Consider the following 16,916-nt stretch of genomic DNA (forward strand, 5'->3'; position numbering starts at 1 on the left):
CGGAGAATGAGGGGACTCTGCCCCCTCGGGCTTCGCCCTCACCCCCGGGATATTTTCGCCAAGGCGAAGGGGGGCGCCGCTCCGGGATCCGACGAAGAAAACCGCCCGCACGAGAGAGACGTGCGGGCGGTTTTGGGTTTCAGGTTGGTAACCGGATCAGGTCTTGAAGATCCGGTAGATCGCCGGGATCACGAGCACCGTCAGCAGGGTCGAGCTGAGCAGACCGAACAGCAGCGAGATCGCGAGCCCCTGGAAGATCGGGTCGGCCAAGATCACCACGGCACCGATCATCGCTGCGATCGCGGTCAGCAGGATCGGCTTGAAGCGGATGGCCCCCGCCTCGATCAGCACCTCGGTCGGCGATTTGCCCTCGTGGCTGCCGTGGCGGATGAAGTCCACCAGCAGGATCGAGTTGCGCACGATGATCCCCGCCAGCGCGATGAAACCGATCATCGACGTGGCCGAGAACGGCGCGTGGAAGATCCAGTGGCCGAGCATGATCCCGAGGAAGGTCAGCGGCACCGGGGTCAGGATCACCAGCGGCAGCCGGAACGAGCCGAACTGCGCGACGACGAGGATGTAGATCCCCAGAAGCGCCACGGCGAAGGCCGCGCCCATGTCGCGGAAGGTCACCCAGGTCACCTCCCATTCGCCGTCCCACAGAAGGGTCACATGGCTTTCGTCCTGCGGCTGGCCATGCAGCGACACGACCGGTTTCTCGCCCTTCGGCCAGTCCATGTTGTTGATCGCATCGTCGACGGCGAGCATCCCGTAAAGCGGCGCCTCGAACTTGCCGGCGAGCTCTGCGGTGACCATCTCGGCCTCGCGCCCGTTATGGCGGAAGATCGGATAGGACGCCTTCTCCTTGTCGACGCTGACCACGTCGCCCAGCTCCACCACGCCGCGCGCGCCGGGCAGGACATTGGCCGGGATCGGCGTCGAGAGCGTTTCCTCGTTCATCACCTTGTTCGACTTCGAGCGCTCCATAACGATCGGGATTGGCTGGCGCTCCTGCCCGCGATGGGAATAGCCCACCGTGGTCGAACCGTTCAGCATCCCCAGCGTGTCCCAGACATCGCCTTCGGAGACCGAGTAGAACTCCAGATCGTCGGAATTGACCGTGGCGCGCAGCTTGTCGGGCTGGATGCCAAAGCTGTTATCCACGTCGACGATATAAGGCACCTGTTTGAAGGCGTCCTCAATCCGGCGGGCCGCATCACGGCGCATCTCGGGCGTCGGGCCATAGACCTCGGCCAGAAGCGTCGCGATCACCGGCGGACCGGGCGGCGGTTCGACCGTCTTCAGGCTCGCGCCTTCGGGCAGCTTGATCGCCTTGATCTTGTCGCGGATCTCCAGCGCGATCTCGTGGCTGGTGCGATCCCGTTCCCCTTTCGGCGCGAGCTGAAGCTCGACATCGCCCTGATTGGGTTGCGCTCGCAGGTAGTAGTGGCGCACGAGCCCGTTGAAGTTGAACGGCGCGGAGGTGCCCGCATGGGTCTGCACCGAGAGCACTTCGGGCAGTTTGGTCACGATCTCGGCCACCTGCTGAGCGACCGCATCCGTGCCCTCGACCGAGGTGCCCGCAGGCATATCGACCACGACCGAGAGTTCGGATTTGTTGTCGAAGGGCAGCAGCTTCACCGTGACATGCTTGGTATAAAGCAGCCCCAGCGAGCCGAAGGACAGCACCGACACGACCAGCAGGAACAGACCCGAGCGGCCTTTGGTCTTCAGGATCGGACGCGCCACGGCGCTGTACATCCGGCCGAGCTTGCCGCCTGCATGTTCGCCGCCATAGGCGTCGTCATCGCCGTGATGGCCATGCAGCTGCGCCTTGCCCGCGACCTTCACCATCAGCCAGGGGGTGATGATCACCGCGACGAAGAAGGAGAAGATCATAGCCGCCGAGGCCACCGCCGGAATAGGCGACATGTAAGGCCCCATAAGGCCCGACACGAAGAGCATCGGCAGCAGCGCGGCGACAACGGTCAGGGTGGCTACGATGGTGGGGTTGCCCACCTCGGCCACAGCCTCGATCGCCTTGGTCACACGACTTCCGGGCGTCTTCATCGCCCAGTGTCGCGCGATATTCTCGATCACCACGATGGCGTCATCGACGAGAATACCGATCGCGAAGATCAGCGCGAAAAGTGACACGCGGTTCAGCGTGAAGCCCATGATATAGGCCGCAAACAGCGTCAGCAGGATCGTCACTGGAATGACGACTGCGACCACGATGGATTCGCGCCAGCCGATCGCGACCAGCACGAGGCCCACGATCGAGACCGTCGCGAGGCCAAGGTGGAACAGCAGTTCGTTCGCCTTCTCGTTCGCGGTTTCGCCATAGTCGCGGGTGACCTTCACCTCGACATTGTCGGGGATCAGCTGGCCGTGCAGCTCGTGCACGCGGTCGAGGATATGCTCGGCCACGACCACGGCGTTGGACCCCGCGCGCTTGGCGATGGCGAGGGTGACGGCAGGCGAGCGCTCGATATTGCCATTGGCGTCGCGCTGCACGTTGGAGACGATATGGTCCGAGGCGTCCGGCACATAGGAGACCTTCGCGACATCGGCCACATAGACGGGGCGGTTGTCGCGCGTGGTCAGCAGGAGGCCCGCGATCTCGGAGGGCGCGGTCAGCGTCTCCCCTGCCGAGAGGCTGATCTGCTTGCCCTCATGGCGGATATTGCCGGTGTTGAAGGCGCGGTTCGCCTGCGTGACCTTGTTCGAGAGCTGTTGCAGCGTGACGCCGTAGAGCGCGAGCTTGTCGGGCTCGGGTTCGATGCGGATCTCGCTCGTGGCGTCGCCCACCAGATAGGTCAGGCCGACGTTCTGGATCTTCGTGACCTCGGTCTGCAATTCGCGCGCGACACGGGTCAGCTCGTCGCTGTCCACCTGCGCGCCGTCCTTGCCGGTCAGCGTCAGCGAGACGATTGCCACATCGTCGATCCCGCGGCCCACGATCACCGGATCGGGGATGCCTTTCGGGATCTTGTCCATATTCGCGCGGACTTTTTCATGCACGCGCAGGATCGCGGCATCCGACGAGGTGCCGACCTTGAAGCGCGCCATCACCAGGGAATAATCGTCCTGCGTGCGCGAATAGACGTGCTCGACCTCGTTGATGCCCTGCACGATGGTTTCCATCGGCTCGGTCACCAGCTTCATCGCGTCCTGCGCCTTCAGACCCGGCGCCTGCAGGTGGATATCCACCATCGGCACGGAAATCTGCGGCTCTTCCTCGCGCGGCAGCGAGATCAGCGCGACCAGACCCACCGCGATCGCAGCGAGGATCATCAGCGGCGTCAGCGCCGAGCGGATGAAGGACTTCGTGAGCCCCCCCGCTATTCCCAGTTTGACGTGGATTTCGTCGTCTTCGGGCGTCTCGGGCCCGGTGCCTTGGTTATTGCTCATCGTTCGGCACCACCGTGTCGCCGGCGTTGAGACCGGTAAGAACTTCGACCATGTCCTGGCCGTCGATATTGACCTTAACGCCCGGCACGACCGTGCGCAGATAGGTGCCGTCCGCTTCCTTCACGCGGACGAAATCGAGCCCGGTGCGGTTGAAGACATAGTCCTGCGGGATGACAATCGCTTCACGCTCACCCATCGGCAGCTTCACCAGAAGCCGCGCGCCGACGAAGCGCGAATCCAGATCGGGCACTTCGACATCGGCCTGCACCCGGCCGCCCTCGATCTCGGGGTAAATCTTGGCCAGCTTGCCGTCGATCTCTTTGCCGTCGGGATCGGTGATCATGATCGTATCGCCCATGTGCAGCGTGTCGGCGTGGCGCTCGGGGATCGACAGACGCAGGAAGAACCCGCCGCCGCCGATCGTCGCGATCGTCTCGCCACCCATGATGACGGCGTCCTTGGTGACCGGAACGGTCACGACTTTGCCGTCGATCGGCGCGGTCACGGTGCCGAATTCCTGCTGCTGTTCATAGACCTTGCGCTGCGCTTTCTGCGCCGCGATCTGGCCCTCGTAGACATTCACCTGCGTCTGAAGCTGATCGACATTCTGCGAGGTCGAGACGCCGCGCGCCTGCAATTCCTGCCCGCGCTTGAGCTCGGTCTTCGCGTTTTCCAGCTGCGCTTCGAGCGCGTTGATCTGCGCATCGACCGCGCCGATCTGATAATCGAGCGTCTGGTCGGTGATCTTGCCGATCTCCTGACCGGCCTTGACCTCGTCGCCCTCGGTCACGTCAAGCGCGGTGATCGTGCCGGAAATCCGTGCACGCGCCGCAATCGTGTTCTTTGCCTCGACCTGCCCGTAGACAGACTTCCAATCGGTCACGACCTGCGGTTCGACGGTAATCGCCCCATCCTGCGCCAACGCGATTCCCGGCAGGATCAACGCGGCGAATGCCAACGGCAGAAGCTTCAACGTCATCTCGGGTTCCCTTCCCTTACCGGCGCGCCCCTGCGCCTGCAATTTATATTCCGGTTATTGAATATGTATTCGCCCGAGAGAATACAACCACTCCACAGGCTCGAATTCATTGACCTGTGTCATGGCCGCATCGCCGGGGGTTTTCGCTTTCACTTTCATGCGCTAAAGCCTTTCCCGCAACAGTCTTGGAGATGGTGAGATGCACGATATCCGCGCAATCCGCGAAAACCCCGAAGAATTCGACGCGCAGCTGGCGCGGCGGGGGCTCTCGCCGCTCTCGCCCGAGATTCTCGCGATGGACGAGGCGCGCCGCACGGCGATCCACGCTGCCGAGACCGCGAAAGCCGATCAGAACGCCGCGTCGAAGCAAGTCGGCGCCGCGAAGGCGAAAGGCGACGAGGCCGAATTCGAGCGCCTGCGCGCGCTGGTGACTGAGAAGAAAGCCGAGGTCGCACAGATGCAGACCGAGGCGGGCGAGCTGGATGGCAAGCTGCGCGATCTGCTGATGACGATCCCGAACCTGCCGCTGGCCGATGTGCCCGATGGTGCAGATGAGGACGAGAATGTCGAAGTGAGCCGCTGGGGCACGCCGCGCGAGTTCGCCTTTGATCCGAAAGAGCATTTCGAGCTGTCCGCCGTGGGTGGCGAGATGGATTTCGAGACGGCGGCGAAGCTGTCGGGTTCGCGTTTCGTGGTGCTCAAGGGCGGGGTCGCGCGCGTTCACCGGGCGCTCGCGCAATTCATGCTCGACCTGCATGTCGACAAACATGACCTGTCGGAAAACATCACCCCCGTGCTGGTGCGCGACGAGGCGATGATGGGCACCGGGCAACTCCCGAAATTCGCCGAGGACAGCTATCAGACCACGAATGGCTGGTGGCTGATCCCCACCGCCGAAGTGACGCTGACCAACTACGCCAATGGCGAGGTCATGGACGCCGCCGCCCTTCCCCAGCGCATGTGCGCCCATACCAATTGCTTCCGCTCGGAAGCGGGCTCCGCGGGCAAGGACACGTCGGGGATGCTGCGTCAGCACCAGTTCGAGAAGGTCGAGATGGTGACGCTCTGCACGCCCGAGACCGCGATCGACGAGCATGAGCGCATGACGAAATGCGCCGAGGCGGTGCTGGAGGCGCTGGAGCTGCCCTATCGTCGTATCGTGCTCTGCACCGGCGACATGGGCTTCGGCGCGCAGAAGACCTACGATCTCGAGGTTTGGCTGCCGGGTCAGAACACCTATCGCGAGATTTCCTCGGTCTCCACCTGCGGCAGCTTCCAGGCGCGGCGGATGAACGGGCGCTACAAGCCCGAGGGCGGCGGCAAGCCGGAATTCATCGCGACGCTGAACGGCTCGGGCCTCGCGGTCGGTCGCTGCCTGATCGCGGTGCTGGAGAACGGTCAGGAAGAGGACGGCTCGGTCACCCTGCCCGCCTGCCTGCATCCCTATCTCGGCGGCAAGACGCGGCTGGTCGACGGCAAGCTGACCTGACACTGCGACCCGGCGACGCAAGACTCCGGCCGGGAACGTTGTTAACGTTTCCGTGTTCGAAGTGAGTCGCCGGGAGAGCTGCACATGTCCGTAACAGTCACGCACAAGCGGGATAGCGTCTTGATGAGGCGCATTCTCGAGATCGGTGAGGACCAGATCCCCGCGCAGATCATCGCGATGCGCCGGGAAAAGACGCTGTCGAAACTGATGGCGGAGATCAATGCGAGCGTGCTTTCGGACTCGACCGAAGAGCGCGCACGCGCCCAAGTGGCCCTCGATCGGCTGGGCTTTCTGTAAAGCCGTCGGCCTCGCTGAAACGAAAAACGCCCGCCGGAGATTTCGACATCTTCCGGCGGGCGTTGTCTTTCAGGGTTAAAGGCTTACTCGCCCTTCTTCGCTTCGCGCGCTTTCCGCGCGGATTCCTTATGGGCGGAGCGCTTCTTCGCATCGACGTGCTTTTTCAGGCGCGACGGGATCGACTTCTTGCGATCCTTATAGGGGTTCGTTTTGCCCTGATCGCGCATGTAGAGGCGGATCGGCGTGCCCGGCATATCGAAGCTCTCGCGCAGACCGTTAACCAGATAGCGCTCGTAGCTTTCCGGGATCTTGTCGGTATGGGTGGATTTCACCACGAAGCCCGGCGGACGGGTCTTGGCCTGCGTGATGTAGCGCAGCTTGATCCGACGACCGCCGGGAGCCGGCGGCGGGTGCGCCTCGGTCATCGCGGTCAGCCAGTTGTTCAACTTCGCGGTCGGCACGCGGCGGTTCCAGACCTCATGGGCCTTCAGGATCGCATTATGCAGACGGTCGAGCCCCTTGCCGGTCTTGGCCGAGACGGTCACCAGCGGCGCGCCCTTGAGCTGCGGCAGCAGGCGCTCGAACGCCTCGCGCAGTTCCTTCAGCTTCTCGGGCTTGTCCTCTTCGAGGTCCCATTTGTTCGCGGCGACCACGACCGCGCGACCCTCGGTCTCGGCGAAATCGGCGATCCGGAGGTCCTGCGTCTCGAAGGGAATATTCACGTCGAGCAGCACCACGACCACTTCGGCGAAGCGCACCGCGCGCAGGCCATCGGCCACGCTCAGCTTCTCGACCTTGTCGGTGACGCGCGCCTTCTTGCGCATCCCGGCCGTATCCCAGATCCGCATCGGCGTGCCCATGAAATCGGCGGTGACCGAGATCGCATCGCGGGTGATGCCAGCCTCGGGGCCGGTCAGCAGGCGGTCTTCGTTCAGAATCTTGTTGATCAACGTCGACTTGCCCGCATTCGGGCGCCCGATCACGGCGAGCTGCAGCGGCTTCGTGGCGGAGGGCGGCTGGTAGGCGGGGATGTCGCCTTCCTCGAGCTCGTCCTCGATCACGATATCAGTGACGGGGGCGTTCGCGGCATTACGTTCGGCGAATTCGTCGGCCAGCGGCACCAGCGCGGTGTAGAGATCGTCGAGACCTTCGCCATGCTCAGCCGAAATCCGCAGCGGCTCGCCCAGACCAAGGCTCCATGCCTCCATCGCGCCCGCATCGCCTGCCGCCCCTTCGGCCTTGTTAGCCGCGAGGATGACGTTGGCGTTCTTCTTGCGCAGAATATCGGCGAAAATCTCGTCGGCGGGCGTCACCCCCACGCGCGCGTCGATCATGAAGAGGCAGATATCGGCCTCTTCCACGGCGCGCTCGGTCAGACGGCGCATCCGGCCCTGAAGGCTGTCGTCTTCGGCCAGTTCCAGACCGGCCGAGTCGATCACGATGAAACGCAGATCGCCCAGACGCGCATCGCCCTCGCGCAAGTCGCGCGTGACGCCGGGCATGTTATCGACAAGCGCGAGTCGCTTGCCGACAAGCCGGTTGAACAGCGTCGATTTTCCGACATTCGGGCGGCCCACGATGGCCAGGGTAAAGCTCATGATGCCCTCCTTGGGCGGTCGTAAGCGGCCCCCTTACACCCTAAAGGGCTCACTGAAAAGCGTGCAGTTTCCCATCGCCGCCGACGACGTAGAGGGTGCGCCCCGCCACGACCGGATCGGTCGCCGCCCCGCCCGGGATCTTCGCTTGCCCGATCAGGCTGCCGTCGATCGGGCTGAAGACGCGCAGCACGCCGTCGGAAGACGCGACGAACAGCTTGTTGCCTGCGAGAACCGGGCCGTAGCTCGCGACGATGTCGCGCTGCCGCTTCGGCTTGTCCTTGGTGTAATAGGGCAGGTCCTTGGACCAGATCTGATCGCCGGTCTTGGCATCGAGACGCACGATCTTGCCCTGATCCGAGACCAGGAAGATCGAGCCGCCCGCAACCTGCACCGGGCTGTTGGCCCCTTCGGTCGCGGTCCAGATCCGCTCGCCGGAATTCACGTCGAAAGAGGCCAGCTTGCCCGCCGAGGAGCCCGCATAGACGGTATCGCCCACCACGACCGGATCGCCGGTCAGGTCGACGATATTGGCATAGCCCACGCCCGGACGTGCGCCCGGCACTTTGGAGTTCCACATCTGCATCCCGCTTTGCGGCAGGACGCCGCTCAGGAAGCCAGAGGAGAACGGGAAGATCACCATGCGGTCGGTCACCGCAGGCGAGGAGACGCCGGTCATGCCCGAAGCCGACGGCGCACCCGGCACCTGCCAGATTTCCTTGCCGTCGCTGGCGCGGATCGCCCAGGCCGAGGAATCGCGTGCGACCACATAGACCACGCCGTCCTTCACAGTCGGCGCACCGCCGATGCCTGCGTCGAAATATTGCCGCCACTTGATGCCGCCGGTGGTCGCGTCGATCGCGACGAGCTCGGCGAAATCGGAAGTTACGTAGACCGTGCCGTTGGCATAGGCCACGCCGCCGCCCGAAGCATCGCCCTGACGGTCGCCCGGAGGCGTGATGTCGGTCTGCCAGACGCGCCCGCCATTCGTCGCGGTCGCGGTGACGCGGGCCTGACTGTCGAGCGTATAGACCTTGCCGCCACCCACGATCGGATCGGCGGTAATGCGGTAGCGGCGCGCATTGCCCGAACCGATATCGGCGGACCAGACCGGCGTCGTGCCGTTGCCGAGCGCTGCATTGAACAGGCTATGGGTCGCCGAGCCAGCCCGCTGCGGCCATTCGGCATTGCTCACCTGACGCGGCAGCGAGATCGGCAGCGACTGCTGGGCGGGCGCATCGGCCAGCGGCAGCCCCTCTTCGGCGCGCAGCGCGTCGCGGGGCGAGAGACGCTCGCCGGAAAGGATCGTTTCCTTGGTACAGCCTGCCACGAAAGCCGCCACACTCAGCACGCAGATCGTCTTGCTCAGCTTCACGCCCGTTCCCCCTGCCTGTCTCGGCTCTCTTGCAGTGCCCGTACGCCCGATAAAGGCGCGCCGGTTCAACCCTTTACTCTTGCGGTGCCGGAGCGGACTGCCCCGGCTGGATCGGCACTTCGCCACCCAGCGCCACAATCAACTCTGTCGCGCGTTGTTGCAAGCCCGGCGTGAGGCCGGCGTCCTGAAGAATTTGCTGGGCGATCGAGATCGCGCCGTCCGTGTCGCCGGATGCGACGGCTGCGGCCGCCTGCTGCTCCATCGCCAGAAGGCGGTAGGGCGCGCCGGGGGTCGCCAGTTCCTGCAGCGTCGCGTCGCGCTTGGCCGCATCCATCTTGTCGCCCGCCGCGATCACCGCCTTGAGCTTCGCGAGATCGCTGATCGAGCGCGGTAGGCCCTGCTCGGCGCTCACCGCGTCGAAGAACTTGATCGCCTCGTCGGGCTTGCCCGCTTCGATCGCGGCGTCGCCCTGCATGATCTTGAGAACCGCGGTGCGGCCGGGACCGTCGGGCGTGACCTTGGCGAGATCGGCGCTGGTGGCGTCACCGTTCACGGCCGCCATCACCTGATCGCCAAAGGCGCGCGCATCGGCCTCGGTCTTTTCCTTCTGCCACGCATTCCAAGCGGTGCCGCCGACGATCGCGAGGATGATCACCGCGCCGATCCAGCCCCATTTCTTGAACGCCGCCCAGAGCTTGTCCTGACGCACGGCATCGGTGACTTCGTCGATGAAACTGTCGGTATCACTCACGCGCGGGTCTCCTCGTAGCTTTGGCGCCCCTCTTACACGGCTCCCCCGGCGCTGCCAAGGGCCGCACGAACCGCCCTGTTCACGCGGGTCGTGGCGGAATGCAAGCCTTGAGATCACGCGCCGCTCTCGGTAAGTTGAACTCTGCGGTTCAGTCCCCATTTCGGCGGCATGCCGTGCCCACATACAGGAGCCCGCCGATGCGTCCGGTCCCGATCCTCAACGCGATCCTCGTTCTTGTCGCGCTCTACCTTCTGGTGTTCGAGCGCGACCGCCTGATGGGCTATCTCGGCGATGCCGCGACGCCTGCCGAGCAAGCGCAGCAGGTCGAGGAGACCGGCACCCCCGCCGTGCCGGTGCAGGCGATGGTCTCGACCGCGCAGCCGCTCGATCAGGGCGTTCTGACGCGCGGACAGACCGAGGCCGCGCGCCGCGTTGAGGTACGCTCCGAGACGACGGGCAAGGTGATTTCCGAGCCGCTCGGCAAGGGCGCGCAGGTGGAAAAGGGGCAACTGCTGTGCAAGCTCGATCCCGGCACGCGGCCCGCCGCACTGGCCGAAGCGCAGGCCCGGCTGGCGGAAGCGCGGCTCAACGCCACCGCCGCCGAGAAGCTGAAAGAGGGCGGCTACCGGTCGGAGACCTCCACCGCCTCGGCACAATCGGCCCTCGAAGCGGCCAGCGCCGCCGTCGGGGCCGCGCAGACGGAACTGGCGCGGCTCGAGATCACCGCGCCCTTTGCCGGGATGATCGAAGAAGACACCGCCGAACTCGGCGCGCTGCTCTCGGCGGGCGGGCTTTGCGCCACCGTGATCCAGCTCGATCCGATCAAACTGGTGGGATACGTCCCTGAGACCGAGATCGACCGGGTCAAGACCGGCGCGATGGTCGGCGCACGGCTTGCGACCGGGCGCGAGGTGATGGGCAAGGTCACCTTCGTCTCGCAATCGGCGGATGCCGCCACGCGCACCTTCCGCATCGAGGCCGAAGCGCCCAATGGCGACCATTCGATCCGCGAAGGGCAGACGGTCGAGATGATCATCGCCGCCGATGGGACCAAGGCACATTTCCTGCCCGCCTCCGCGATGACGCTGAACGATCAGGGCAAGCTCGGCGTGCGGCTGGCGGTGGACGGCGTGGCCCGTTTCGCCCCGGTCGACTTCCTGCGCGATACGCCGGAGGGCGTCTGGCTGGCGGGTCTGCCTGAAAGCGCGACGGTGATCGTGGTCGGGCAGGACTACGTCACTGAGGGCTCTCCCGTGGCCGTGACCCTCGTCGATCACGCGCCGGGCGATGCGGCCAAAGACACGCCTGCCCCCATGACGCCCGCCTCGCAAATGGATGGCGAAGCCTCCGACGGGTCCGCGCAATGACCGGCATCGTCGATTGGGCCGCAGCGCGCGCGCGGATGGTGATCGCCTTCGTGGCGATCTCGATCCTCGCGGGGCTGACCGCCTATCTGAGCCTACCCAAAGAGGGCGAGCCGGATATCGAGATTCCGATGCTGTTCATCTCGGTCCCCTTCCCCGGCATCTCGGCCACCGATTCCGAGAAGCTGCTGGTCAAGCCGATGGAGACCGAACTGGCCGGGCTCGACGGGCTCGACAAGATGACCGGCATCGCGAAGGAGAATTACGCGGGGCTGATGCTCGAATTCGACTTCGGCTGGGACAAGACGAAGATCATCGCCGATGTGCGCGACGCGATGAACACTGCCGAGGGCAAGTTCCCCGACGGGGCCGAGAAATATTCGATCAACGAGATCAATTTCTCGGAGTTTCCGATCGTCGTGGTGACGCTGTCGGGCAACGCGCCCGAGCGCACCCTGCAAAAGCTTGCCCGCGAATTGCAGGACGAGGTCGAGGGGCTGGAGCCGGTGCTGGAAGCCCAGATTGCGGGCCAGCGCGACGAGATGCTGGAAGTGGTGATCGATCCGCTGAAGCTGGAGGCCTATAACGTCACCGCCCCCGAGCTGATCAATGTCGTGCAAGCCAATAACCAGCTGATCGCGGCAGGCGAAGTCGAGACCGATGGCGGCGCCTTCTCGGTGAAGATTCCCGCCACCTTCGAGACCGCGCAGGATGTCTATGCGCTGCCGGTGAAGAAGAACGGCGAGAGCGTCGTGACGCTGGGCGATCTGGCCGATATCCGCCTGACCTTCGAGGACCGCACCGGCACCGCGCGCTTCAACGGCGAGCCGACGGTGGCGCTGCAGATCGTCAAGCGCAAAGGCTACAACGTCATCGACACGGTGGACCTGCTGCGCAAGACCGTGGCCGAGACCGAGAGCAAATGGCCCGAGCCGCTGCAGCGCGCGGTCGATGTGGGCATCTCGCTCGATCAGTCGAAAACCGTGGGCGCGATGGTCAGCCAGCTCGAAGGCTCGGTGCTGACCGCGATCGCGCTGGTGATGATTGTGGTGCTGGCGACGCTGGGCACGCGCTCGGCGCTGCTGGTGGGCTTCGCGATCCCGACGTCGTTTTTGCTGACCTTCCTGCTGCTGGGCGCGATGGGCGTGCCGATCTCGAATATCGTGATGTTCGGCCTGATCCTCGCGGTGGGGATGTTGGTCGATGGTGCGATCGTCGTGGTGGAATATGCCGACAAGCGGATCTCGGAGGGCTCCGGCCCGATGGCCGCCTACACCGAAGCCGCCAAGCGCATGTTCTGGCCGGTCGTGTCGTCGACTGCGACCACGCTCTGCGCCTTCTTGCCGATGCTGTTCTGGCCGGGCGTGCCGGGCGAGTTCATGGGGATGCTGCCGGTCACGATCATCTTCGTGCTCTCGGCCTCGCTGGTCGTGGCGCTGATCTACCTGCCCGTCGTGGGCGGCGTCGCGGGCCGGATGAGCCGTCGTCTCGACATGGGCGCGCGCGTCATCAAGGGCTGGCCTTACGGGCTGCGCCTGCTGCTTGCCGTAGCCTCGGCCGGACTCGTTTTCCTCGGCGCGCTGCTGACGCTCAACCCGGCCTTCTTCTCGGGCACGCATACCGCCTCGGGCAATCTTCTGGCCTCGCTGCCCGGCGTGATCCTCTTCGTGATAGCTACGCTGCTCAGCTCTATCACCTTCACGGCGGCCAAGCCCCAAGGCAAACCGAAGCCCATCGAGGCGGGCTATCGCCGCCGCCCCTTCGGCTTTTTCACCGCCGCTATCGCGGGCAATCCGATCATGCCGCTGATCGTGGTCGCGGTGATCGTGACCGGCGTCGTCATGACCTTCGGCTATTACGGCAAGAACAATAACGGCACCCAGTTCTTCACCGATAGCGAGGTCGAACAGGCGATCGTCTATATCCGGGGCCGCGGCAATCTCTCGCTGACCGAGAAGGACGCGCTGCTGCAGGAAGCCGAGAACATGGTGATCGGCACGCCCGGCGTCGGCGCGGTCTTCTCCTTCGCGGGCGAAGGCGGGCTGAACCAGAACAATGGCGGGGCCAGCGCGCCGCGCGACACGATCGGTCAGATTCAGGTCGAGATGATCCCCTGGGCCGAGCGCAAGGACGACCCGGCGCTCGATGGCGATGTGGTGATGGAGAAGATCATGGCGAAGATCGCCACGATCCCCGGCATCCAGTCCGAATATCTCGCCCAGGATCGCGGGCCGTCCTCCGGCAAGCCGATCCAGTTGCGGCTCGAGGGCGACGATTTCGCGGCACTCGACAAAGCCGTGCGGCAGGTCGAGGCGCATATGGCGGATATGAAGGGCGTCACCGCGATCGAGGATACGCGCCCCCTGCCCGGCATCGACTGGGTGATCGACGTGGACGTGACCCGCGCAGGTCGCTTTGGTGCCGATGTGGCGACGGTGGGCGGCATGGTGCAGCTGGTGACGCGCGGCATCCTGCTCGACACGATGCGCGTGCCCTCATCCGACGAGGAGATCGAGATCCGCGTGCGCCTGCCCGAGGAAGACCGGGTTCTGTCGACCCTCGACACGCTGAAGCTGCGCACCTCCGAGGGGCTGGTGCCGCTCGCGAATTTCATCACCCGCACGCCCGCCCCCAAGCTGGGCCAGATCGACCGGATCGACCAGACCCGCTATTACGACATCAAGGCGGGGGTCGAAGAGGGCCTCACCAATGACGACGGCCAGCCGATCACCGGCAACGAGCGGATCGCGGCACTGGGAGAGTGGCTCGATACTGAGGCCACCCTGCCGCCGGGCGTCAGCTACGAATGGTCCGGCGATCTGGTCGAGCAGAACGAGAGCCAGGATTTCCTGATGACTGCCTTCGGCGGTTCGCTCGCGCTGATGTTCGTGATCCTGCTCGCGCAGTTCAACAGCTTCTACAATTCGGTGCTGGTGCTGCTGGCGGTTGTGCTGTCCACGGCAGGCGTGCTGATCGGGATGCTGGTGATGGGCCAGCAATTCTCGATCATCATGACCGGCGTGGGCATCGTCGCGCTGGCCGGGATCGTGGTGAACAACAACATCATCCTGATCGACACCTATCAGGAATTCTCGCGCTACATGCCCGAGCTCGAGGCGATTATCCGCACCGCCGAGGCCCGTCTGCGCCCCGTGTTGCTGACCACGATCACCACGATGGCGGGGCTTGCGCCTATGATGTTCGGCCTGTCGCTCGATTTCTTCAATGGCGGCTATTCGATCGACAGCCCGACGGCGCTCTGGTGGAAGCAACTGGCGACGGCGGTGGTGTTCGGCCTTGGCACCGCGACCGTGCTGACGCTGGTTCTGACGCCCGCGCTGCTGGCGATCCGGGTCTGGTTCAAAACCGGCGCCTATCGCGGGACCAAGGCGCTTTCGGCGCTGATGCAGGGCATCGACAGCCGGGCCGCGCGCGACCTCGCGCTGGAACGTGCGATGCGCAAGATGAGTGGGCGCGAGATCATCTGGGAGGACGGCGAACCCGAAGGCGGCGTGAAGCCGCATCTGGTGACACGGCCCGACGCGGCGGAGTGAGTGCGAAGGGCCGCGCCCGGCCCTCGGGTGGGCGCGTCGCATCGTCGGTGGTGTGGCGCTTTATCGTGCAAGCCCGCAAGTCGGTCGTGCCCGCAATCTCCTCGCCAATGCGCCCTCCCGGGGGGAGGGACGGGCGCGGCCCGGGGCTGGTCGCCCCGCGCCTAGAAGGCTGACAACGGAAGACTTACGCCGCGCCCTGCTCCGCCTCGTCTTCCTCTTCCGCCGATTGCCGCGCCCACATCGAGGCATAGCGCCCGCGCTGTGCCAGCAACTCCTCGTGGCGTCCGCGCTCGATGATCTCGCCCTTGTCGAGCACGAGGATCTGATCGGCATCTGCAATGGTCGACAGACGGTGCGCGATGGTGATCACGGACCGCCCCTCGCCCATCGCCTTCAGGCTCATCTGGATATCGCGCTCGGTCTGCGTATCGAGCGCCGAGGTCGCCTCATCGAGCAACAGGATCGGCGGGTTCTTCAGGATCGTGCGCGCGATGCCCACCCGCTGTTTCTCGCCGCCCGAGAGCTTCAGACCGCGCTCGCCCACGGCCGTGTCATAGCCTTCGGGCAGGCTGAGCACGAAGTCATGGATGCGCGCCGCCTTCGCGGCCGCGACGATTTCCTCGTCCGTGGCATCGGCGCGGCCATAGGCGATGTTGTAGCGAATCGTGTCGTTGAAGAGCACGGTATCCTGCGGCACCACGCCGATCGACTGCTGCAGGCTCTCCTGCGTCACATCGCGCAGGTCCTGATCGTCGATGCGGATCGCGCCGCCGGTCACCTCGTAGAAACGGAACAGCAGGCGCCCGATCGTGGACTTGCCCGAGCCCGAGGGCCCGACCAGCGCCACCGTCTGTCCGGCCGGCACGTCGAAGGAAATCCCCTTCAGGATCGGCCGCGTCGGGTCATAGGCGAATTCAACATGGTCGAAGCTGATATGCCCGCCTTTCACTTTCAGAACATCTGCATCCTCTTTGTCCTGAATTTCGGCCGGTTGCTGCAACAGATCGAACATTTCGCCCATATCGACCAGCGCCTGACGGATCTCGCGATAGACCGTGCCGAGGAAGCCCAGCGGCATTGTGATCTGGATCATGTAGGCCTGCACCATGACGAAATCGCCGACCGTCAGCGTGCCCGCCTGCACTTGCATCGCGGCCATGACCATCACCGTCACAAGCCCGATCGTGATGATCAGCGTCTGGCCCGCATTGAGCGCCGCGAGCGACTGGCCGGTCTTCACCGCCATCGCCTCGTAGCCCTTCATCGAGTCGTCGTAACGTTCGGCCTCGCGTTTGGCCGCGCCGAAATATTTCACCGTCTCGAAGTTCAGCAGGCTGTCGATCGCCTTCTGGTTCGCCGCCGTATCGGCCTTGTTCATCTCGCGCCGGATGTTCACGCGCCATTCGGTGACCTTGAAGGTGAACTTGATATAGGCCGCGATGGTGACCAGCACGACCGCCGCGTAGCGCCAGTCGAAGACCACAGCGAAGATGATCGCCACCAGCGTCAGCTCGACGATCAGCGGGCCGACCGAGAACAGCATGAAGCGCAGCAGGAACTCGACGCCTTTCACCCCGCGTTCGATGATCCGGCTGAGGCCGCCGGTCTTGCGGGTGATGTGATAGCGCAGGCTCAGCTGGTGCATATGGGTGAAGGTCTGCAGCGCCAGATGGCGCAGCGCGCGTTGCGCCACCTTCACGAAGATCGCATCGCGCAGCTCGCCGAAGGCCACCGTCATCAGGCGCGCGACGCCGTAAGCCACGGTGATCGCCACCGCCCCCATGCCCAGCGCCCAGGCCGCCGAGGTGCCCTCGCCCGAGAGCGCGTTGACCGCCTCGCGATAGACGAAAGGCGTCGAGACCGAGATGATCTTGGCGATAACCAGCATCACCATCGCGAAGACGACGCGGCGCTTCACCCACGGGGCTTCATGCGCCCAGAGATAGGGCAGCACCGCGCGGATCGTGCGCCAGCCGCGGGCGCGTTCCTCGGCATTCATCTTGCCCTTGGTCGTGATCTGTGCCGGAGGCATCGCGCCCTCCTCTTCCTCTTGGCTAAAATATCCCGGGGGCTCCCGTCAGGGAGCGGGGCAGCGCCC

General features: G+C 64.8%; 10 protein-coding genes. 4 read left to right on the forward strand and 6 right to left on the reverse strand.

All coding sequences use genetic code 11. The features are described 5' to 3' along the window. Positions 1-156 precede the first annotated feature (156 nt). A complete protein-coding gene (locus F8R15_RS00420) occupies positions 157-3,414 on the reverse strand; it encodes an efflux RND transporter permease subunit (protein ID WP_152842835.1) in 3,258 nt (1,085 codons plus the stop codon). Continuing rightward, entirely contained in the window at positions 3,404-4,393 is a 990-nt protein-coding gene (locus F8R15_RS00425) for an efflux RND transporter periplasmic adaptor subunit (protein WP_152842836.1), read from the reverse strand. Before F8R15_RS00425 ends, F8R15_RS00420 begins: the two co-directional genes overlap by 11 nt. 199 nt (positions 4,394-4,592) lie before the next feature. Here F8R15_RS00425 and serS point away from each other — a divergent pair, with 199 nt between their 5' ends. Next, positions 4,593-5,882, forward strand: coding sequence for a serine--tRNA ligase (gene serS, locus F8R15_RS00430; protein WP_152842838.1), 1,290 nt, complete (start codon positions 4,593-4,595; stop codon positions 5,880-5,882). Between the two features lie 123 nt (positions 5,883-6,005). Continuing rightward, a complete protein-coding gene (locus F8R15_RS21335; RefSeq protein ID WP_172976133.1) occupies positions 6,006-6,179 on the forward strand; it encodes a hypothetical protein in 174 nt (57 codons plus the stop codon). A gap of 83 nt (positions 6,180-6,262) precedes the next feature. On the opposite strand, the gene der is transcribed toward F8R15_RS21335, so the two are convergent. The 3 genes from der to F8R15_RS00445 form a co-directional block, all read right to left on the reverse strand. Continuing rightward, entirely contained in the window at positions 6,263-7,777 is a 1,515-nt protein-coding gene (gene der, locus F8R15_RS00435) for a ribosome biogenesis GTPase Der (protein ID WP_078519589.1), read from the reverse strand. Between the two features lie 49 nt (positions 7,778-7,826). Further along, positions 7,827-9,149, reverse strand: a complete 1,323-nt coding sequence (locus F8R15_RS00440; RefSeq protein WP_368730984.1) for a PQQ-binding-like beta-propeller repeat protein — start codon at positions 9,147-9,149, stop codon at positions 7,827-7,829. Positions 9,150-9,222: 73 nt separating this feature from the next. Then, entirely contained in the window at positions 9,223-9,900 is a 678-nt protein-coding gene (locus F8R15_RS00445) for a hypothetical protein (protein WP_152842840.1), read from the reverse strand. Positions 9,901-10,097: 197 nt separating this feature from the next. On the opposite strand from F8R15_RS00445, the gene F8R15_RS00450 reads away from it, so the two are divergent. Together F8R15_RS00450 and F8R15_RS00455 are read left to right on the forward strand one after the other, a co-directional pair. After that, positions 10,098-11,267 (forward strand): efflux RND transporter periplasmic adaptor subunit, encoded by a 1,170-nt coding sequence (locus tag F8R15_RS00450; RefSeq protein ID WP_152842842.1) that lies wholly within the window; start codon positions 10,098-10,100, stop codon positions 11,265-11,267. After that, a complete protein-coding gene (locus F8R15_RS00455) occupies positions 11,264-14,818 on the forward strand; it encodes an efflux RND transporter permease subunit (RefSeq protein WP_152842844.1) in 3,555 nt (1,184 codons plus the stop codon). Before F8R15_RS00450 ends, F8R15_RS00455 begins: the two co-directional genes overlap by 4 nt. A 184-nt stretch (positions 14,819-15,002) precedes the next feature. On the opposite strand, the gene F8R15_RS00460 is transcribed toward F8R15_RS00455, so the two are convergent. Then, positions 15,003-16,850 (reverse strand): ABC transporter ATP-binding protein/permease, encoded by a 1,848-nt coding sequence (locus F8R15_RS00460; RefSeq protein WP_152842846.1) that lies wholly within the window; start codon positions 16,848-16,850, stop codon positions 15,003-15,005. Between the last annotated feature and the right edge of the window lie 66 nt (positions 16,851-16,916).

Origin of the sequence: Thioclava sp. JE_KL1 (assembly GCF_009296265.1) — a bacterium.
Taxonomy (GTDB): domain Bacteria; phylum Pseudomonadota; class Alphaproteobacteria; order Rhodobacterales; family Rhodobacteraceae; genus Thioclava.